Source organism: Mammaliicoccus sp. I-M35 (genome assembly GCF_022386455.1).
Taxonomy (GTDB): Bacteria; Bacillota; Bacilli; order Staphylococcales; family Staphylococcaceae; genus Mammaliicoccus; species Mammaliicoccus sciuri_A.
Map to the genome: position 1 here is coordinate 1 of NZ_JAJNIL010000007.1, position 19,940 is coordinate 19,940.

The following is a 19,940-nucleotide window of genomic DNA, read 5'->3' on the forward strand; positions in this document are numbered from 1 at the left end:
CTGTTCCCATGCCGAACACAGAAGTTAAGCTCTTTAGCGCCGATGGTAGTTGGGCTTACGTTCCGCGAGAGTAGGACGTTGCCGGGCAAATGTTTATAAATGGATGCGATGAGCCGCACTCGAGACCTGTTAGGTCTCTTTTTTTATGTTTAAATTTAGTTGAAATAAAGTAGAAGATAAAGGGCATGTATACAGTATATAATAACTAAGCATATAGAATACGATTTATAACTAAAAAAACATCTCATTTCTTTCTGTAATAAACAGAGAAATGAGATGTTTTTATTTGGTTACGTACTTATATTAGTAATGAATAAAGCATTTTATTCTTATTAATATAGATGTATTTAGGATCAAATTCGCTAACGTTCTTATAAAGTTGGTCTAAATCATTATGATCTTTAAGTTGAATGCCTATAATAACAGAACCTGTATTTTGGCTCGATTTTTTTAAGTATTCAAATTTTGTAATATCATCATTTGGTCCAAGTACTTCGTTAACAAACTCTCTTAATGCACCTGGTCTTTGTGGGAAGTTAACAATAAAGTAATGTTTCATATCTTCAAATAAAAGTGAGCGTTCCTCAATTTCTTTCATTCGGTTAATATCATTGTTACCACCACTGACAATACAAATAACATTTTTACCTTTAATATCATTTTTATAATGATTAAGTGCAGTGACGCTTAATGCGCCAGCTGGTTCTGCAATAATAGCTTGTTTAGAGTACATATCTAGGATTGTACTGCATACTTCACCTTCATCTACAGCCACAAAGTCATCAACAACATTTTTTGAAATTTCGAATGTTAATTGTCCAACTTTTCCTACTGAAGCGCCATCTACAAATTTATCGATATCCGTTAATGTAACAATTTTATTAGCTTTAACAGATTGCGCCATACTACTTGCTCCAAGTGGTTCTACACCAATGACTTGAGTAGTAGGCATTGTATCTTTAAGATAAGTGCCTACTCCTGAAATTAAGCCACCGCCACCGATTGCAGCGAAGCAATAATCAAATTTGATGTTTTCTTCTTCTGCATAATCTACTATTTCTTTAGCAATCGTACCTTGACCAGCAATTGTATTAATATTATCGAATGGATCAATAAAGCTTAATCCAAATTGTTCAGTATAATCTAACGCATGTTTTAAGCAATCATCAAAAGTATCGCCAATTAATTCTATTTGTACAAATTCACCACCGAAAAATTTAACTTGATTAATTTTTTGAGCTGGTGTTGTTACTGGCATAAATATAACAGCTTTGATTTCGAGTTGTTTAGCCGTGAATGCGATACCTTGTGCATGATTACCTGCGCTCGCACAACTAACGCCATTTGCTCGTTCTTCGTCTGTTAACTGATTAATTGCATAGTACGCACCTCTTAATTTAAAGGAACGTACCCATTGCAAATCTTCTCTTTTTAAATATACATTACAGTCAAACTTCTGTGATAAATACATATCTTTTTCTAATGGTGTTTGTTTAACTGTATCTTTTAATTTTAAAAATGCTTCTTCTATATCTTCAGCACTTAAACGTGTTTTTAAGGTCATTCTACCACTCCCAATTAGTTGTGCATTTTTTCATATTGGTTGATCTGTTCTTCATAAGTTAATGTAATAGCAATATCATCTAAACCGTTAACCAATTTATTCTTCCATGTCGCATCTATATCAAAATGATATTTTGCTTCAGGTGTGATAATTTGTTGGTTAGGTAAATCAATCGTTATTTCACTATGTTGTGCTATTGCTTCTCTGTCTTCTTTATTTTCAATTACAATCGGTAACATACCATTTTTAGTACAGTTCATATAAAATATATCACTAAAACTACCTGCTATAATGATTAAGAATCCAAAGTCTTTTAATGCCCAAGCTGCGTGTTCTCTTGATGAGCCACAACCAAAATTATCACCTGAAATAAGTATGCTTGCACCTTTGTATTCTGGTTTATTTAAGTTGAAATCTGGATTATCAGAACCATCTTCTAAATAACGCCATTCGTCGAATAAGAAGGGGCCAAAACCAGTTTTAGAAATTCTTTTCAAAAAAGCTTTTGGAATGATTTGATCCGTATCAATATTATCATTGAGTAGGGGAACTGTTTTACCATTAAAAATATTAATTGGTTCCATTTAAATGACCACCTTTCTAGTATCTACAAATCTTCCGTTAATAGCTGCTGCTGCTGCCATTGCAGGAGATACGAGATGCGTTCTTGCGCCTTTACCTTGACGACCTTCAAAGTTACGATTACTTGTTGAAGCACAGTGAACACCGTTAGGAACTTGGTCAGGGTTCATTCCTAGACACATTGAACATCCAGGTTCACGCCAATCAAATCCTGCTTCTTTGAAAATTTTATCTAGACCAAGTGCTTCTGCTTGAAGTTTAACACTTCTAGAGCCAGGAACGACTATTGCTGTAATATCTTGATGGACTTTATGACCATCTACAATTTTACTTGCTTCAATAAGATCTGAAAGTCTTGCATTTGTACAAGAACCAAGGAAAACATAACCTAGAGGAATATCTCTAGCAGTTTGACCTGGTTGAAGGCCCATGTAATTATAGGCTCTTTCATCATTTAAATCTTTAATTTCTGGGAATGGTGTATTAAAACTAACACCCATTTCAGGACTTGTACCCCAAGTGACTTGTGGTTCAAGATCACTTACGTCTACAGTAATTACTTTATCGTAAGTAGCATCTTCATCTGAATACAAAGTTTTCCAATCTTCAATAGCTGCTTCAAAGTTCTCTGGTTGATATTTACGTCCTCTTACATATTCAAAAGTTGTTTCATCTGGCTTCATCATGCCATATTTAGCACCAGCTTCGATAGCCATATTACAAATTGTCATTCGCTCATCCATTGTCATATTAGAAATAGCTTCACCAGCGAATTCTAAAGCGTAACCAGTACCAAAATCAACTCCGTATTGATTGATTAAGTATAGGATAATATCTTTAGCATAAACACCAGTTGGCAATGTACCATCAACTTGAATTTTCAAGTTCTTTGGTTTAGTTTGCCATAGTGTTTGAGTTGCAAAAACATGTTCTACTTCACTTGTACCTATACCAAAAGCAATAGCTCCAAATGCACCATGCGTTGCAGTATGTGAATCACCACATACGATAGTTTTACCTGGTTGTGTTAAACCTGTTTCTGGGCCAACCATATGCACGATACCTTGTTCATCTGAACCCATATCAAATAACTTTACACCAAATGCTTCACAGTTTTTTTGCAAAGCACTAATTTGTTTATTAGCAATTTCATCTCTAATATTGAATATATCAACTGTAGGTACATTATGATCCAATGTTCCAAACGTTCGATCGGGACGTCTTACTTTCCTATTTTGTAATCTTAAGCCTTCGAATGCTTGAGGAGATGTAACTTCATGAATAAGGTGTAAGTCGATGTATAATAATTGGGGTTCACCTTCTTTACCAGCTATTATATGTCGATTCCATACTTTATCAAATAATGTTTGAGACATGTCGTTTTCCTCCTTCTAAATATTATTTTTGATTGCTTCGAAGACTTCAGATGTACTGTTATTTCCACCTAAATCTTTAGTTGCAATACCTTTCTTGATTGTGCTAAATACGATATCTTCTAAATACTGAGCGCATTCAGGTTGATGTAAACTTTCTCTAATACACATTGCTAATGATAGTAACATTCCACTTGGGTTTGCTTTATTTTGACCAGCTATATCAGGTGCAGAACCATGTATTGGTTCATATAAACTTGGTCCATTCTCACCAAAACTTGCAGAAGGTGAAAGGCCAAGTGATCCTGGGATAACTGAAGCTTCATCACTTAGAATATCCCCAAATAAATTTTCAGTTACAATAACATCAAACTGTTTAGGATTTGTAATTAAATGCATGCTACATGCGTCTACTAAAAGATGATTTAGTGTGACATCTGGATATTCTTTAGAAACTTGTTCTAATGTTTGTCTCCAAAGTTTTGAAGAGCTTAGTACATTTTCTTTATCTACTGATGTAACGATTTTATTTCGTTTAGTAGCTAATTGAAATGCAACGTGTGCGATTCTTGTAATTTCTTCTTTAGTATATGCAAGTGTGTCAATTGCTTTTTCATCATCAAAATATTTTGGTTCTCCAAAATACAAACCACCCGTTAATTCACGTACAATGATAAAATCAGTACCTTTTACGAGTTCTTCTTTTAATGGTGATAAATGTGCAGTTGATTCAGTAACAATAGTTGGTCTAATGTTAGCAAATAAATTTAATGCTTTTCTAATACCTAATAGGCCGTGTTCTGGTCTATTTTTTGGATCAGTCCATTTAGGACCACCAACGGCTCCTAATAATATTGCATCACTGTTTTGACAAGCAGTTAAAGTTTCTGGAGGTAAAGGCTCGCCATGTTTATCGATGGCGATACCTCCAAAATCTTTAGTATCTATTTCATAATCAAAATTAAATTTCTTTGATAATAATTCTAGTATTTCAATACTACCTTCTAAAATTTCTGGACCGATTCCATCACCGGGTAGGGCAGTGATTTTGTATGTCATGACTTTACGCCTTCTTTCAATTTGTTCTCACTGTGTTTAGCATGTGCTTCAACATATGCCTTACAAGAAGCATATAGAATATCGTAGTCAATACCGATACCTGTATATACTTCATCTTCGAATTCTACTTGAACGTGTACTTCAGCTTGAGCATCCGTACCTTCTGTAATAGATTCAATTCGATATTGTTGTAATTCAGGTGTGTAATCAAAAATTCTATCAATTGCATTATAAATTGATGTAATTGAACCTGAACCAATAGATGAGTCTTTATAAGTATTTCCTTCTTTATCTTCAATAACGACAACAGCGCTTTGTAAGCCATTTGATACAAATTGAAGTTGAAGTGCATTTACTTTATAGTATGCATTTTCTTCATGTTCACTACCTTGAAGGATAGCGTGTATATCTCGATCAGTTACTTGTTTTTTCTTATCTGCGACTGATTTAAATTGTTTAAATACTTCCACTTGTTCATCTGGTGAGAGATTGTATCCAAGTTCAATTAACTTTTCACTAAACGCATGTTTACCAGATAGTTTACCAAGTGGTAAAGAGTTTTTAACAACACCGACAAGTTGAGGTGTCATAATTTCATAAGTTTCAGGATTTTTCAAAATACCGTCTTGATGAATACCAGATTCATGACTGAAGGCATTTTGACCAACGATTGCTTTGTTTCTTGGGACTCGAAGACCTGAATATCTACTTACCATGTCGCTTGTGTTTTTAGTTTCAGCTAGATTGATATTAGTAGATAGGTTGTAATGATCTTGTCTAACGTGTAGTGCAAGTGCAATTTCTTCAAGAGCAGTATTACCAGCACGTTCACCGATACCATTAATTGCACCTTCAACTCTTCGTGCACCATTTTCAAAAGCAGATAGGGCATTTGCTACAGCAAGACCTAAATCATCATGACAATGAGAACTATATATCACTTCATGATCACTTTTAATTGTTTCAATAAGTGTCTTAAAGATTTGACCATATTCTGTAGGATAAGAATAACCAACCGTATCTGGAATATTGATAATATCTGCACCAGCATCAACTGCTGTTTGCACTGCTTTAATTAAAAATGGTAAAGGTGTTCTTGTAGCATCTTCAGGTGAAAATTGAACTTTTTCAAATAATGTTTTTGCATAAGTTACATTTTCTGTTATAGATGCTAATACTTGTTCTTCAGTCATTTTCAATTTATATTCCAAGTGGATAGGGCTAGTTGCTAAGAAAACATGAATTTGTCTATGTTGTGCTTCTTTTGTTGATTCATGTACAGCATCAATATCTGACTTTTTACATCTAGCTAATCCGCAAACTGCAGTTGTTGTTAATGCTTTAGCAATACTTTCTACTGATTTAAAACTACCTTCACTAGAAGCGGGGAAGCCAGCTTCTATTACATCGACTCCCCATTTTTCTAGTTGTATAGCAATTTTGAGGCGTTCATCAAATGAAAAACTGACGCCTGGTGTTTGTTCTCCATCTCTTAGTGTTGTATCGAATATTTGAATATGGTCTGACATAATAATCCTCTCCTTAAATTCTAGTACTTTTATTTAGTTTGAATACTTTTAGCTTTAACGAATGGCATCATGTCACGTAATTCTCTACCTACTGATTCGATTTGATGTCCTTGTTGCTCTTTACGCATTCTTAGGAATTCTTCGAAGCCATTTTCGTTATCTTTAATGAAGCGATCACTGAAAGCTCCTGTTTGAATATCTTTAAGTACTTCTTTCATATTTTCTTTAACATCAGGTGTGATAACACGTTCACCAGATACATAATCACCAAATTCTGCAGTGTTTGAAATAGAATAACGCATGTTTTCCATTCCGCCTTCATACATTAAATCAACGATTAATTTCATTTCATGTAATACTTCGAAGTAAGCAATTTCTGGTTGGTAGCCAGCTTCTACTAATGTTTCGAAACCTGATTGGATAAGTTTCGTTACACCACCACAAAGTACTGCTTGTTCACCGAATAAATCAGTTTCAGTTTCTTCTTCAAAGCTTGTACCGATAACACCAGCTCTAGTAGCACCGATACCTTTTGCATAGCTTAATGCTAATTGAGTTGCTTTGCCTGTAGCATCTTGATATACAGCGTATAGTGCAGGTACAGCACTTCCTTCAGTAAATGTACGTCTAACTAGGTGACCTGGTCCTTTTGGTGCAACTAAGAATACATCTACGTTTGCTGGTGGTTGAATAACTTTAAAGTGAATATTAAATCCATGAGCAAATACTAAAGCATTTCCTTCATCTAAGTTAGGTTCAATTTCTTCTTTATAAACTTGTCCTTGAATTTCATCTGGTAATAGAATCATTACAACGTCAGATTGTTTAACAGCTTCATCTACTGGATATACTTCAAAACCATCTTCTTTAGCTTGATCAAATGATTTACCTGGACGAATACCAATAACAACATCATATCCGTTGTCTTTTAAGTTCTGAGCATGTGCATGTCCTTGTGAACCATATCCAACTACTGCGATTTTCTTACCTTGTAATGCGTCCTCTGTTACCGTGTTGTCATAAAATACTTTAGTCATAATAAATGCCTCCATTAATTTGTTTTATTTTGTATTATAGTAATCCTGCAGAACCTGTTCGTGACACTTGTGTCACAGGATATATTTTTAAATCATCCAATAGATTTTCTATTGTTTGATGGGTTCCAATTGCTTGAATATAAATATAATCTTCTAAATCTTTTAAAATGGTTAATTGACCTTCATAAGGCTTAATGATTTTTTCGAACGTTTGATAATCGTCAGGATGTCCTAACTTGATTAAAATAAGTTCTCTATTAAATAGGTTGTTATCTGTAATATCTAGGGCAGATATTACATTTACTTGCTTTTCTAACTGCTTAATAATTGTTTCTGTACTACTTTCATCTGAAACATCCACAATAAATGTAATATTTGTAATGCCCTCTGTTTCAGTAGGCGTTGCAGAAAGAGAAACAATGTTGTATTGTCTCCTTACAAAAATACTTGTAAGTCGGTTGAGTGTACCCGCTCTATCGAGTACTTGAGTCTTAATTGTTCTTTTCATTATTCAACGCCCTCCATTTTGTAGTTTGGTTGTCCACTTGGAACCATTGGAAGTACTGGTTCAGAAGGGGAAATTCTAATTTCGATTAAGGCTGGGCCTTTATGAGCGAATGCTTCATCAAGCGTAGATTCTAATTTATCATTTGAATCGATCATGAAACCTTTAACGCCATAGCTTTCAGAAAGCTTCATAAAGTCAGGCTGCCCAGCAAATACTGAATGAGAAAAACGTTGGCTATAAAATTTATCTTGCCATTGTTTAACCATACCTAAAGCACCATTGTTGATTAATACGATTTTGATGTCATTATCAAATTCATTTAAAATGGCCATTTCTTGGTTAGTCATTTGGAATCCACCGTCACCAACAAAGGCAACAACTGTCTTGTCAGGATGTGCAAACTTGGCACCCATAGCAGCTGGGATACCAAAGCCCATTGTTCCTAAACCACCGCTTGTAATAATTTGACCATGTGTTTTAAATGGATAATATTGTGCAACCCACATTTGATGTTGACCTACGTCAGTTGCAACAAGGGCATCTCCGTTTGTAATCTTTCCGATATACTCAATTGCTTGTTGTGGCTTAATAAAGTCATCAGTTGGTTTGTCATATCTAAATGGATATGTTGCTTTATTAGATAAACAATGTTCATACCATTCATGATGGATAAGCTCATGAGCATCATATTCTAATAGTGCTTCTAATGTTTGTTTTGCATCGGCAATAATACCTAAATCTGTAGGAATGATTTTGTTAATTTCACATGGATCGATATCTACATGAATAACTTTAGCGTCTTTTGCGAATTCATCTGGGTTACTTGCTAGACGATCATCAAATCGGCTACCAAAGTTAATTAACAAATCACATTCTGTTAATGCCATGTTACTTGCATATGATCCATGCATACCGCCCATACCTAAGAATAATGGGTCAGAGTAGGGGATAGAACCTAATCCTAGCAAAGTGTTTACAACAGGAATTTTGTATTTATTAGCAAATGCTGTAAGTTCCTTTGAAGCTTCAGCATGGTTAACACCAGCACCAGCAAGTATAATTGGCTTCTTTGCTAAACGAATCATTTGGATAACTTGTTCAATCTCTTTATCTTCTGGCGTTAAGTTAATATGATATCCAGGTAAATTAAGCTCTCTTGGAGAAACTTCAACTGTTTCTAAAACACCGATATCTTTAGGAAAATCGATTACAACTGGACCTTTACGACCAGTTGAAGCAATATGAAATGCTTCATCAATAATCTTTGGAATATCTTTTACATCTGTAATTTGATAATTATGCTTTGTAATAGGTGTTGTCATAGAGAGTAAATCCGCTTCTTGGAAAGCATCTTTACCAATACCTGGTCTGTGAACTTGTCCTGTAAGTACAACTAGTGGAATTGAGTCACTCATAGCATCAGCTATTCCAGTAATTGTATTAGTTGCGCCAGGTCCGCTAGTAACGACTACAACACCAGGTTTACCTGTAACTCTTGCATATCCTTCAGCTGCGTGAACTGCACCTTGCTCGTGTCTCGTAAGAATATGAGGCACTTTACCTTCATAAAAGGCATCATATAAAGGTAAGACAGCACCGCCAGGATATCCAAAGATGTAATCGACTTCTTGATCAATAAATGATTGGACAAGTAATTCTGCCCCTGTGTAAGTTATTGTCTTTTCTTTAGTTGCTTCATCTGGTTCTTTGTATGATTTAGTAGTTAGTGCCATGCAAATCACTCCTTAAATTAGTTCGTCCGGTACTTTCAAGATGCCTCCTGTATTTGCACTTGTTACAAGGGCAGTGTATCTTGCAAGATAACCAGTCTTAACTTTAGCTTTAAATGGTTCAATGTTTTGTTTTCTAGCATGTAATTCTGCTTCAGAAACATTTACATCTAATGTACGATTCGTTAAATCGATGATGATTTCATCACCGTCTTGGATGAGTCCGATAGGTCCACCCGCGGCAGCTTCTGGTGAAATATGTCCGACAGCGATACCTCTTGTTGCACCTGAGAATCGACCATCTGTAATTAATGCAACATCTTTACCTAAACCTCTACCGACGATAGATGAAGTAGGTGCTAACATTTCCGGCATTCCAGGTCCACCTTTAGGGCCCTCATAACGAATGACAACAACGTGACCTTCTCTAACAGTGTGGTTATCAATTGCTTCAACCGCTTCATCATGTGAACTAAAGCAAATCGCTTTACCAACAAATTTCTTGATTGATGGATCAACACCACCAACTTTAATAGCAGCACCATCTGGCGCGATATTTCCAAATAACATTGATAAGCCACCAGTTTCAGAGAATGGATTATCTCTTGTATGGATAACTTCTGTATTTTTAATTTCACGATGTTCGTTATTTTCTCTTAATGTTTTGCCTGTGACTGTAATACGGTCAGGATGTAAAACATTATCGAGTTTGAGTAATTCACCGATGATAGCTGGTACACCGCCTGCTTCATGTACATCATGCATTGAGTATGAAGAACTTGGTGCAATTTTAGATAGGTAAGGTGTACGTTTAGCTATTTCATTTACTCTATTTAAGTCATAATCGATACCAGCTTCATTTGCTAAAGCTAAAGTATGAAGGACTGTATTTGTAGAACCACCCATTGCCATATCTAAAGCAAATGCGTCATCAATTGCATCTTTAGTAATGATGTCTTTAGGTTTAATGTCTTTTTTAACTAAGTCCATTAGTTTAAAGGCTGCTTCTCTAATTAATTCTCTTCTTTCTTCTCCTACAGCAATAGCTGTTCCGTTATAAGGTAATGCTAATCCTAATACTTCCATTAAGCAGTTCATTGAATTTGCTGTAAACATGCCTGCACATGAACCACAAGTAGGGCATGCGTTCTTTTCCATATCTAAGAATTCTTCTTTCGTCATTGAACCACCTTTGAATGATCCAACTGCTTCAAACATCGAAGATAAAGTTAATGCTTTACCAGTTGCAGATAGACCAGCTTTCATTGGTCCACCTGAACAGAAGATTGCAGGTACGTTTGTTCTAACAGATGCTAATAACATTCCTGGTGTAATCTTGTCACAGTTTGGCATGTAGAATACGCCGTCAAACCAGTGTGCGTTAATAACAGTTTCAGCTGCGTCAGCAATAACTTCTCTACTTGGTAATGAGTAGCGCATCCCGATGTGACCCATTGCTATACCATCGTCAACACCGATTGTATTGAATTCAAATGGAATACCACCTGCTTCTCTAATCGCTTCTTTTGCGATATCTGCCAATTCCCTTAAATGAACATGTCCTGGGACAATATCAATGTAAGAATTGCAAATCGCAATAAATGGTTTATTCATATCCGTTGGGCTCTTGATTTGTCCTGTTGCATGTAATAGGCTTCTTGCAGGTGCTTGGTGATCACCTTTTTTGATCATGTCACTTCTCATAATTACACTCCTCTAGAAAAATAAAAAAGCAACGTCCCAATAAATATGGGACGTTGCTTCGAGTCCCATTCAAGTAGAAATAGGACTTAAACCATACAGTAAATTGAAGCTTACTGTTGTTCGAGTCCTTCTGAGCGTAATAAAATCACTAATATGCTGTATTCGATTGTCGGTTTATTTGCCGTCATTGTGAAATTCATTACAACTCGTCCTTTCTTCTCAAATGTGAACCATATTTTTAGTTAAGATTTTTGAATAGTTAAAAAATTTATGTACTAAATTTAACGCATATCAGAATACATGTCAACAGAAGATTTAGATTTTTCTAAAAATTTAGATAATGAAAGCGCTTTACTGATAAATGAACCATTCATTACCCAATTAAATAAATATTTGTTATAATAGTTCAGTTAGTTTAAGTAAAGAAAAGGTAGGTGCCAAATTAGTGATTATTCAAGTTGACTCATTAGAAAAAACGCAGCAAATTGCTGAAAAATTAGCTCAAGTTGTAACTGAAAATGATATTATTTTGTTGAATGGAGATTTAGGAGCGGGTAAAACCACTTTTAGCCAATATTTCGGAAAGGCTTTAGGCGTTAAAAGAAACATTAATTCACCTACCTTTAATATAATAAAATCCTACAAAGGGAGATTGCCTTTTCATCATATGGATTGTTATAGATTAGAAGATAGTGACGAAGATTTAGGGTTTGATGAATACTTTAATGATAATGGTGTTACGATTATTGAATGGAGTGAATTCATTCAAGAATATTTACCTAAAGAGCGTTTAGAAATCAACATTAAGTATATTGACGCCGATAAAAGGGTGTTTGAAATTATTTCTAAAGGTGAACATTATAAACAGATAAAGGAAGTGCTAAATGATGACAACATTACTAATTGATACTTCTGATCAACCTTTAGCAGTAGCACTTGTTAAAGAGGGAAATGTATTAATCAATTATCAGTCCAATATAAAGAAGAATCATTCATTACAATTAATGCCCGTTATTGAATCATTAATGGATGAAGCGCAATTAACACCTCAAACATTGTCAGATATAGTCGTTGCTAATGGACCTGGTTCGTATACGGGGTTAAGAATTGGTATTACAACAGCAAAGACGATGGCATATACTTTGGATATTCCTTTATATGAAGTTTCATCTTTAAAGGCATTAGCAGCAACATATAACAACGAAAATGATCTTATTGTACCATTATTTGATGCTAGAAGAGACCATGTATTTGCTGGTGTTTATCAATATAAAGATGATAAATTAGAAACAATCAAAGAAGATAGTTATATTTCTATTGAAGCATTGAATCAATTTTTAAAATCACAAAATCATCCGTATATATTTATTGGTCACGATGTATTAAAGTTACAAGATAAGTTAGAAGGTAGAAGTCTTTCAAAATTACCTGATGCTTCAATAATGTATAAAATTAAGGAACAACCGGTGTTAAATGTTCATGAACTAAAACCAAGATATCTAAAATTATCAGAGGCGGAACAAAATTGGAAAAACAATCAAACGAAGCATTAGAAATTAGAAAAATGTCAATTGAAGATGTCCCTCAAGTATACGAAATAGAAAATCATAGTTTTACACAAAGTTCATGGTCTATTGACGCATTCTATCATGAGTTAGAGAAAAATGAATTTGCGCATTATTTTGTTGTATCTATAGGTGAAGAAATCATTGCATATTGTGGATTGTGGTTAGTTATTGATCAAGCACAAATTACGACAATATCTGTTGCCGAGCAATATAGAGGTAATGGAATAGGACAAATGTTATTAGAATATGCGATGACTTTTGCAAGTGCAACTTGTACAACGATGAGCTTAGAAGTAAGAGTGGATAATGAAGCGGCGAGACATGTTTATGAGAAAGCTGGCTTTACGTATGGTGGCGTTAGGAAAAATTATTATGGCGATGGAGAGGATGCTAAAGTGATGTGGGTGAGTCTAAAAAATGTCTGAATCAATTATATTAAGTATAGAAACAAGCTGTGATGAAACAGCAGCAAGTGTCATAAAAAACGGCAATGAAATTATCAGTAATGAAGTTGTTACACAAATGATGACACATAAAAAATTTGGCGGTGTAGTACCAGAAGTAGCGAGTCGTCAACATGTTGAAGTGATGACAACAGTGATTGATGAAGCTTTAAAAAATGCAAATATGCAAATGGATGACATTGATGCAATAGCCGTAACAGAAGGTCCAGGATTAATTGGTGCTTTACTTGTCGGTGTTGCAAGTGCTAAAGCTTTAGCATTTAGTCATCAAAAGCCACTTATTCCAGTTCATCATATTGCAGGGCATATTTATGCTAATCATCTCGTTAAACCATTAGAATTTCCTTTAATTGCATTAATCGTTTCTGGTGGACATACAGAACTGATTTACATGAAAGATCATTTAGATTTTGAAGTTATAGGTGAAACGCGTGATGATGCAGTCGGTGAGGCATATGACAAAGTTGCTAGAACAATAGGTTTACCATATCCAGGAGGTCCTGAAGTTGATAGACTTGCTCAAATCGGTCAAGATACTTTGAATTTTCCTAGAGTTTGGTTAGAAAAAGACAGCTATGATTTCAGTTTCAGTGGTTTGAAAAGCGCAGTTATTAATACATTGCATAATAAAAAGCAAAAAAATGAAGAAATCATAAAAGAAGATGTTGCGACTAGTTTCCAAAATAGTGTTGTTGAAGTACTTGTCGGCAAAACAATGGCTGCAGTTAAAGACTATGATGTTCAACATTTAATTGTGGCTGGTGGAGTAGCTGCGAATAAAGGGTTACGTCATGCACTAGAACAAGAATCAAATAAATTAGGAATAGATCTTAGTATTCCACCATTAAATTTATGTACAGATAATGCTGCTATGATAGGGTCAGTAGCTCATTTCTTATATGAAAATAACCGCTTTTCAAATATGAAATTAAACGGTAAAAGCTCTCTAGATATTGAAGCATTTTAATATACAATAATTTGTAATATTGCACTATAGACGTTATACTCAATATGATATAAAAAGATTGAGGAGGCGTTGTAAAGTGGAAGTTAATACTTATTTTAATTTTAAAAATAGTATTGAAGCATTAAAGTTCTACGAAGAAAAATTAGGTGCAACGGATATTATGAGAGTTCCGGGTAACCATGAGATGTTTAAAGATGCACCTGATGAATTTAAATTGCCCGAATCTTTTACAATGAACGCGAGCTTTAACTTATTAGGGAAGACATTTTTATGTAGTGACACTTGGCAAAATAAAGATATCAATAACGAAGGCGCTCAAGCATGTTTTCAGTTTAATTATAACGATGAGCAGGATAGAGAAGCTGTCATCGAATTGTTTAAGAAAGCTGAAGAAGCGGGTTGTAAAATTGATATGCCTTTAAACGAGGTAGAGTGGTCACCACTCTTTGGTTCATTCCAAGATCCATTTGGTGTAACTTGGATGGTAAATGCATATACAGAATAATATAAGAGGACGTTCAAAATTTTGAACGTCCTTTTTTATTTGCGTGCGTATTTGCCTTCACTATTCGTATAGTCAGTATAATCTTTTATACGTTGATCATATTCTTCTTTAGTTATAATTTTATGTTTCAATAGTTCCTTAGCTTTCGTTGTATAATTTTCAATGTTAGATTGTTTCATAAATCATCATCCCTTCTGTAGCATACACAAGACCAATTAATCAATGAAATTTAACTCTAAGCACATCATTAACTTCAAAATAAAAGTAGAATTTATAACTAAAGTCTATAAACAAGAAAATTGGTTACATAAATTATAAGTCTTAATTGATATTAAATCTAGCCTAATTGATAAATATATTAATATTTTAGTCATTTCAACATTTAGAATTTAAAATATTTACAAAAAATACATGAAGGTCACGTATTCATCATAAAGTCAATACAGAACATTTGTACTTGTGCACAAAGTCAAGCATGTTCGCCCAAACCCCTTGGTATCAAAGGGATTGAGCGTCGAATGAAATGACTTCCGACACTTCTTCCGACAGTATTTTTGAAAAAGCATCTGAAACGTCACGTTTGGCACTATCTATAATATGGCCATAAGTAGACTCAATCATCTTAGGTGTATTACCTAAACGTTCAGCAACATAGAATATAGACTGATTACCTTTTAATAGTAATGTAGCATGAGAATGCCTAAAAGCATGTGCATGGATTTTTATATTTAAATCCTCAGACATCTGATTGAATGCTTGATAAATGATTGTTCTAGAAATAGGCTTTAATCCATAATTACCAACAAAAATTGCTGAATGGATATCGATAGGTGTATTGCGATAAAAAGATTTATTCTCGATGTATTTTTGATATTCTTTCAACATTTTTATCAATTCAGGATCTACGTGAATAGTTCTTTTTGAACGTTTCGTTTTTGTTTTTGTAAAATTGTCATGGTCATTTCTAGATTCTCTAATACTGATCGTATTATTTTTGAAATCAATATCTGTCCATCTCAAAGCTTGTAATTCACCGATTCTCATACCAGTATAGGTAAGTGTATAAACAATGGTTTTATAAACAGGCTCCATACTATCAGCATAATGTAATATGCATTTTAAGGTACTTTGATTATAAAAAATTGGTTGGGTATCTTCTTCTTTAAAATGCATTTTTCCTGATATTTTATTTCGTTTTAATTTTTCGTTATCGACCATGAAATCCAGTATGGCAATAAAAGTACAATAGATGTTATAAGTTGTCCTATAATTCACTCTATCTTGAAGCGGATTGATTAGACTAGTTTGTACCTCATATGGTGTTAATCTGGATAAATAGGTTTTACCTATTAAAGGGATAATGTGATTATTAATATAGTTTTTGTTATTTCTTAACGTTGAGTTTGCCCAGCTGGGGCTTTTAAACTCGAAATACATTTCAGCCGCCTGTTTAACAGTAATCTTGTCTGCTTCTATAACTGAATAATCTTGTTCTTCTATATCTGTTTTTAATAACAAAACTTCTCTATATGCAGCTTTTTCAGTTAAGAATCCACTTTTTTGTTTCTCTTTTCGTTTACCATCCAAATAGTATTTGAGCCTATAGCAATAACGTTTATCACCATTTGTGGTCTTATAACTATATACATTTTCATATTTTTTCGACTTAATATATTTCATAGAAACTACCTCCAGTTAAGTTTGGAGACTTGGGGAGGTCGTTAAGTCTTAGGTTATCACCGCCTTTCAATGTATAAAACTACATTTATTTTTATAAGTAAAAATCACCTGTTATATGATTTATGTATAACTTTTACTTATGAACAAATAATTAATCTATTATTTGTTCTTATGTTATAATAGGGTAAAAAGTAGGTGATTGTATTGGAAATTATCTTGTTATTATCAAGTTCAGGTGTAGCCGGACTTCTAACTTATATTTATTTAGATTATTTGTCATTTTTTGATACAGAAAAAAATGAAATAAAGAAAATGATTTCTATTATGTTTTCGCTTGTTAACGTATCTATTTTCTTTCTAGTTCAAAATTGTATAAACGTACTCGAATGGGGAACATTAACTAAATATCTGGTTACCATATTATTAGCAATATTTATAATTATATTATTAAATATCTATGTTTATCCTAAAATGTTTAAGATGTTTAGGAAATATATGAATAAGCAAAGAATAGCTGAAGGCTATGCACCTTTTGTTAAGTCATCTGCAATAGATAGTATTTTACAAAAAAATGCTAAGTTTTATATAGAGCGGTATAATAACATAAAAGATGATCCTATTTATCAAGGAATATTGAATAAGCATGAATTAACAGAAAATCTTGATTCAATATTCATTATTGAACCGACTCCTAAATTAAAAGATAAATCGCATATATCTATTTCTTATATTTATCAACCAAACAATTCTGATTATTATTTTAAAATTTATCAAATTAACGATTAATCTTTGTTTTTATAATCATCACCAAATAAAGATTCCATTGTGGATTCTGAAGGACGTTGAAAATCAGAAGTTCTATTTCTATAATTTTTTCTTACATTGTCATTGTTTCTTTTTTCTCCATTACTTGGACCACTACCTAAATGACCAGGCTTTTTGTTATTACTATTTTGGTTATTATTTCCTTTACGCACACATAACACCACCTTTCAACGTCTAACATAGTTAGACGTTTTTATTTTCGTCTTTCATCATTTTGTCATAATCAGATGCAACCATCTCTAACCATTTATTTGTTTCCTTTTTGTTTTTATGGCCAGGATTTATAATCTTTAGTTGATGACCATCATTAGTCAAAATGTAAATGTGTGTAACTGTGTAGTTTAATACTTTCATATTTTACCTCCTTACAAGAAAACCTCACTAATTGTGAGGTTTATCAGATAGAATTTCATAATAAATAATATAGTTATCGATTTGATAGTCTTTTATAAGTTTCTTTGAATAACCAATAGCTTTTTCTTTTTTGAGTAAATGATAAAATTCCAATTCTAACTCTGTTGGTTTTTCTTCTTTAATTACGTCTTTTTTCTTCGCTACTCTGATAGGCTTATCTTCAAATACAAAATAACCAGAATGAGTATTTTTTGTATTGTTGACACCAACATATATTGATAATAGTAAGTTATAACCGTAATATGCATCACTTTGGTATTCTTCTTCAAGTTCATCAATTAGGAAAACGTGTTTATTAGTGTATATTTTTTTAATCATTTATAATCACCATTTATATAATTTAATAATTCCTTTTCGTTAATTAGTTGGATTTGACACCCTTTAGCTATAAGTTCTCTTGCTTTTCTTTGCTTTGAAACTAAGCCGTTCTCATCCATATATTTTTCATCTTGAACACCTTCAACTAAAATATGTGTTCTAGGCGATACGGTGCTGCGGATGTTTGCACCAATTTTTCTAGTAAGAATCATTAATTCTGATTTCGAAATATTGAATTCTCCTGTAAAAACAATGTTTTTGTTTTTTAATAATAGATTTTCTTCATTATCTGGAGTGATTTTGTTAATGTCAGATAGTTTCATATCCGGCTTGGTGAAAGCGACTTTTGAAAGTGACCTTTGTATATTAGTTAAATTACTAAAGCGTATATACTGTTTTTTCATACTTTGAATTAGTTCTAAAACACTTGAAGTTTCTTGAAATTTAGCAAGTTTTATTAAAATTGTAGATAAACTGTGAACATCATATTTTGCTGAATGCAACTTTGTTTTATCTATGTTATATAAATCACATAAACTATCCATACTCACAGATATATTTCCATGAAAATACTTAAATAAATTTACACTATCAATGTAAATAAAATTTTGTTTCTCTAAATTACATGTTTCTATAGTTGAATTTAATACTGAAATATCAAAGTTTGCATTATGTGCTATTACAATTTGGGCACTTTCTATTAAAGAAATAATTTTTGGATATATATTTTCAAATGTGGGAGAATTTAAAATTACTTCTTTTGATATTTTATGTATTTTAGCATTAGATAAACTATATTTATTATTAGGTGGATTAATATAAGTCGAAAATTCTTCTGAGATTTTTAAATCTTTAATCAACGAAATTGCTATTTCACAAGGGCTATTTGTATATTCGTTCATAGTTTCAAAATCTAGAACAGCAATATCATACTTTTTCATTCTACATTGCTCCTTTAATCAATATTTATATGTTTAAACACCTGCAATGGTTCAAATCTTATAACATAACCATTGTGATAAGTGGATAAGCCAAACTTCGTTTTATAATGCTCAATTACCTTAACTATGTATTTTTCTGTCACTTCAAAGTAATTAGCCATTTCATATAAATTGTGACAACTATTTTTATAAGCTTTTATAACTCCGTCTAAAGAAACAACTTGTTCCATAGAATATCTTCGGGCATAGTTCTCAAATTTTCTATTATTAAAATTGCTTTGATCTGTAATATTTCCGGCAGTTAATTTGTAATGAGCGAGCTCTTCAGCTAAGACTTCATGTTTTCTTGCTGTAGATAGAGTTTTATCAACTAATATAACGCCATTGTCATATAACCCTTCGAAGTTGCCTTCCAATTCAAAAGTATCTCCTATAGGAAGATGGTCATTTTTAATTAGCAGTTCTTCGTATCGTCCCATCAAATCCCCCTTACATATTACGGTGAGCTTTTCTAACCATTTCAGCATATTCTCTAATCTTTGCTAATTCTTCTTCTGTAAAGTCTCCGTCTAAGTGTGCTGCTAGGTTATCTAATTCTTCTTTATTTTCGTCTGTCAAATAAGACTTAGGAACATTGAAGAAGTCCGCTAATTGTTGAATATGTTGAATTCTAGGATATTTTTCTTCTCTTAACCAATTTGAAATAGTAGATTGGCTTAATCCCAGCGATTCAGAAAGTTTACTTTGGGTAACGTTATTATCGTCCATTAGTTTCTTTAAATTTTGAGATAAAATTTGTCTAACACTTTTATGTGACATGTAATTTTCTCCTTTAATATTACTTTTTGTAATATTAATTTATCACATTAGGCAAAATTAAACAACACTTTTTATTACTTTTACTCACTTTTTATCACTTTTTTGCTTGACTATGAACTTAAAGTGATATAAAGTGATATTCAGGAAGGGAGGTAAAGAAAATGCCAGAACAATTATCGATACGTAATTGGCGACAAATACGTGAAATGACACAACAAGATGTTGCAGATGTATTAAAAGTGAGCGTAAAAACGGTTGGAGAGTGGGAAAAAAACGATTCGAATGTTAAAGAATTAGTTATATATGCTCTTGCTAAACTATATGAAATTGAAATTGACCAAATTAAGGTCTAA

At 33.0% G+C, this 19,940-nt stretch carries 24 protein-coding genes and 1 rRNA gene; 8 read left to right on the forward strand and 17 right to left on the reverse strand.

The features are described 5' to 3' along the window. Nucleotides 1-87 (forward strand): 5S ribosomal RNA (rrf, locus tag LQ679_RS08835); the annotation flags it as partial. A gap of 211 nt (nucleotides 88-298) precedes the next feature. Here rrf and ilvA read toward each other — a convergent pair. The 9 genes from ilvA to ilvD are packed head-to-tail and all read right to left on the reverse strand — an operon-like array spanning nucleotide 299 to nucleotide 11,086. Further along, entirely contained in the window at nucleotides 299-1,564 is a 1,266-nt protein-coding gene (gene ilvA, locus LQ679_RS08840) for a threonine ammonia-lyase IlvA (protein ID WP_239762512.1), read from the reverse strand. A gap of 14 nt (nucleotides 1,565-1,578) precedes the next feature. Then, entirely contained in the window at nucleotides 1,579-2,148 is a 570-nt protein-coding gene (gene leuD, locus LQ679_RS08845; RefSeq protein WP_107577066.1) for a 3-isopropylmalate dehydratase small subunit, read from the reverse strand. Beyond that, nucleotides 2,149-3,522, reverse strand: a complete 1,374-nt coding sequence (leuC, locus tag LQ679_RS08850) for a 3-isopropylmalate dehydratase large subunit (protein ID WP_239762514.1) — start codon at nucleotides 3,520-3,522, stop codon at nucleotides 2,149-2,151. Between the two features lie 15 nt (nucleotides 3,523-3,537). Beyond that, entirely contained in the window at nucleotides 3,538-4,578 is a 1,041-nt protein-coding gene (gene leuB, locus LQ679_RS08855) for a 3-isopropylmalate dehydrogenase (RefSeq protein ID WP_191836004.1), read from the reverse strand. Further along, nucleotides 4,575-6,107, reverse strand: a complete 1,533-nt coding sequence (locus LQ679_RS08860) for a 2-isopropylmalate synthase (protein WP_126477222.1) — start codon at nucleotides 6,105-6,107, stop codon at nucleotides 4,575-4,577. Before LQ679_RS08860 ends, leuB begins: the two co-directional genes overlap by 4 nt. A gap of 29 nt (nucleotides 6,108-6,136) precedes the next feature. Then, nucleotides 6,137-7,144 (reverse strand): ketol-acid reductoisomerase, encoded by a 1,008-nt coding sequence (ilvC, locus tag LQ679_RS08865; protein WP_025905047.1) that lies wholly within the window; start codon nucleotides 7,142-7,144, stop codon nucleotides 6,137-6,139. A gap of 34 nt (nucleotides 7,145-7,178) precedes the next feature. After that, nucleotides 7,179-7,652 (reverse strand): acetolactate synthase small subunit, encoded by a 474-nt coding sequence (gene ilvN / locus LQ679_RS08870; RefSeq protein WP_025905048.1) that lies wholly within the window; start codon nucleotides 7,650-7,652, stop codon nucleotides 7,179-7,181. Then, nucleotides 7,652-9,385 (reverse strand): biosynthetic-type acetolactate synthase large subunit, encoded by a 1,734-nt coding sequence (ilvB, locus tag LQ679_RS08875; protein ID WP_025905049.1) that lies wholly within the window; start codon nucleotides 9,383-9,385, stop codon nucleotides 7,652-7,654. The genes ilvN and ilvB overlap by 1 nt, the downstream gene beginning before the upstream one ends. A gap of 12 nt (nucleotides 9,386-9,397) precedes the next feature. After that, nucleotides 9,398-11,086, reverse strand: a complete 1,689-nt coding sequence (gene ilvD / locus LQ679_RS08880; RefSeq protein WP_025905050.1) for a dihydroxy-acid dehydratase — start codon at nucleotides 11,084-11,086, stop codon at nucleotides 9,398-9,400. Nucleotides 11,087-11,534: 448 nt separating this feature from the next. Between ilvD and tsaE the strand changes: the two genes are divergently transcribed. The 5 genes from tsaE to LQ679_RS08905 all read left to right on the forward strand — a co-directional run bounded on the left by tsaE (nucleotide 11,535) and on the right by LQ679_RS08905 (nucleotide 14,590). Further along, nucleotides 11,535-11,993 (forward strand): tRNA (adenosine(37)-N6)-threonylcarbamoyltransferase complex ATPase subunit type 1 TsaE, encoded by a 459-nt coding sequence (gene tsaE, locus LQ679_RS08885; protein WP_025905051.1) that lies wholly within the window; start codon nucleotides 11,535-11,537, stop codon nucleotides 11,991-11,993. Then, complete coding sequence (tsaB, locus tag LQ679_RS08890; RefSeq protein WP_239762520.1) at nucleotides 11,974-12,639, forward strand: tRNA (adenosine(37)-N6)-threonylcarbamoyltransferase complex dimerization subunit type 1 TsaB; 666 nt, start codon at nucleotides 11,974-11,976, stop codon at nucleotides 12,637-12,639. The genes tsaE and tsaB overlap by 20 nt, the downstream gene beginning before the upstream one ends. After that, nucleotides 12,612-13,079: a ribosomal protein S18-alanine N-acetyltransferase gene (gene rimI, locus LQ679_RS08895; RefSeq protein WP_049320460.1), complete on the forward strand. Its 468-nt coding sequence runs from the start codon at nucleotides 12,612-12,614 to the stop codon at nucleotides 13,077-13,079. The genes tsaB and rimI overlap by 28 nt, the downstream gene beginning before the upstream one ends. Beyond that, nucleotides 13,072-14,085, forward strand: coding sequence for a tRNA (adenosine(37)-N6)-threonylcarbamoyltransferase complex transferase subunit TsaD (gene tsaD, locus LQ679_RS08900; RefSeq protein WP_239762523.1), 1,014 nt, complete (start codon nucleotides 13,072-13,074; stop codon nucleotides 14,083-14,085). Before rimI ends, tsaD begins: the two co-directional genes overlap by 8 nt. 76 nt (nucleotides 14,086-14,161) lie before the next feature. After that, complete coding sequence (locus LQ679_RS08905) at nucleotides 14,162-14,590, forward strand: VOC family protein (RefSeq protein ID WP_037589607.1); 429 nt, start codon at nucleotides 14,162-14,164, stop codon at nucleotides 14,588-14,590. Between the two features lie 35 nt (nucleotides 14,591-14,625). Here LQ679_RS08905 and LQ679_RS08910 read toward each other — a convergent pair whose 3' ends face one another. After that, nucleotides 14,626-14,769: a hypothetical protein gene (locus LQ679_RS08910; RefSeq protein WP_164961626.1), complete on the reverse strand. Its 144-nt coding sequence runs from the start codon at nucleotides 14,767-14,769 to the stop codon at nucleotides 14,626-14,628. 319 nt (nucleotides 14,770-15,088) lie between these two features. Continuing rightward, nucleotides 15,089-16,270, reverse strand: coding sequence for a tyrosine-type recombinase/integrase (locus tag LQ679_RS08915; RefSeq protein ID WP_239705733.1), 1,182 nt, complete (start codon nucleotides 16,268-16,270; stop codon nucleotides 15,089-15,091). A 195-nt stretch (nucleotides 16,271-16,465) separates the two neighbouring features. Here LQ679_RS08915 and LQ679_RS08920 point away from each other — a divergent pair, with 195 nt between their 5' ends. Continuing rightward, complete coding sequence (locus tag LQ679_RS08920; protein ID WP_239705734.1) at nucleotides 16,466-17,056, forward strand: hypothetical protein; 591 nt, start codon at nucleotides 16,466-16,468, stop codon at nucleotides 17,054-17,056. Here LQ679_RS08920 and LQ679_RS08925 read toward each other — a convergent pair. Genes LQ679_RS08925 through LQ679_RS08950 form a run of 6 tightly spaced genes read right to left on the reverse strand, consistent with a single transcriptional unit; the run spans nucleotide 17,053 to nucleotide 19,587 of the window. Next, nucleotides 17,053-17,247: a hypothetical protein gene (locus LQ679_RS08925; protein ID WP_239705735.1), complete on the reverse strand. Its 195-nt coding sequence runs from the start codon at nucleotides 17,245-17,247 to the stop codon at nucleotides 17,053-17,055. The genes LQ679_RS08920 and LQ679_RS08925 overlap by 4 nt on opposite strands. 31 nt (nucleotides 17,248-17,278) lie before the next feature. After that, nucleotides 17,279-17,449: a hypothetical protein gene (locus LQ679_RS08930; RefSeq protein ID WP_239762525.1), complete on the reverse strand. Its 171-nt coding sequence runs from the start codon at nucleotides 17,447-17,449 to the stop codon at nucleotides 17,279-17,281. Between the two features lie 27 nt (nucleotides 17,450-17,476). After that, nucleotides 17,477-17,827: a hypothetical protein gene (locus LQ679_RS08935; protein WP_239748943.1), complete on the reverse strand. Its 351-nt coding sequence runs from the start codon at nucleotides 17,825-17,827 to the stop codon at nucleotides 17,477-17,479. Continuing rightward, the gene (locus LQ679_RS08940; RefSeq protein WP_239748942.1) at nucleotides 17,824-18,768 is read right to left on the reverse strand and encodes an exonuclease domain-containing protein; all 945 of its coding nucleotides are present in this window, start codon (nucleotides 18,766-18,768) and stop codon (nucleotides 17,824-17,826) included. Before LQ679_RS08940 ends, LQ679_RS08935 begins: the two co-directional genes overlap by 4 nt. 14 nt (nucleotides 18,769-18,782) lie before the next feature. After that, nucleotides 18,783-19,247: an ImmA/IrrE family metallo-endopeptidase gene (locus tag LQ679_RS08945; RefSeq protein WP_239748941.1), complete on the reverse strand. Its 465-nt coding sequence runs from the start codon at nucleotides 19,245-19,247 to the stop codon at nucleotides 18,783-18,785. Nucleotides 19,248-19,257: 10 nt separating this feature from the next. Continuing rightward, the gene (locus tag LQ679_RS08950) at nucleotides 19,258-19,587 is read right to left on the reverse strand and encodes a helix-turn-helix domain-containing protein (protein ID WP_239748940.1); all 330 of its coding nucleotides are present in this window, start codon (nucleotides 19,585-19,587) and stop codon (nucleotides 19,258-19,260) included. 161 nt (nucleotides 19,588-19,748) lie between these two features. Here LQ679_RS08950 and LQ679_RS08955 point away from each other — a divergent pair, with 161 nt between their 5' ends. Next, a complete protein-coding gene (locus LQ679_RS08955; protein WP_239748938.1) occupies nucleotides 19,749-19,940 on the forward strand; it encodes a helix-turn-helix transcriptional regulator in 192 nt (63 codons plus the stop codon).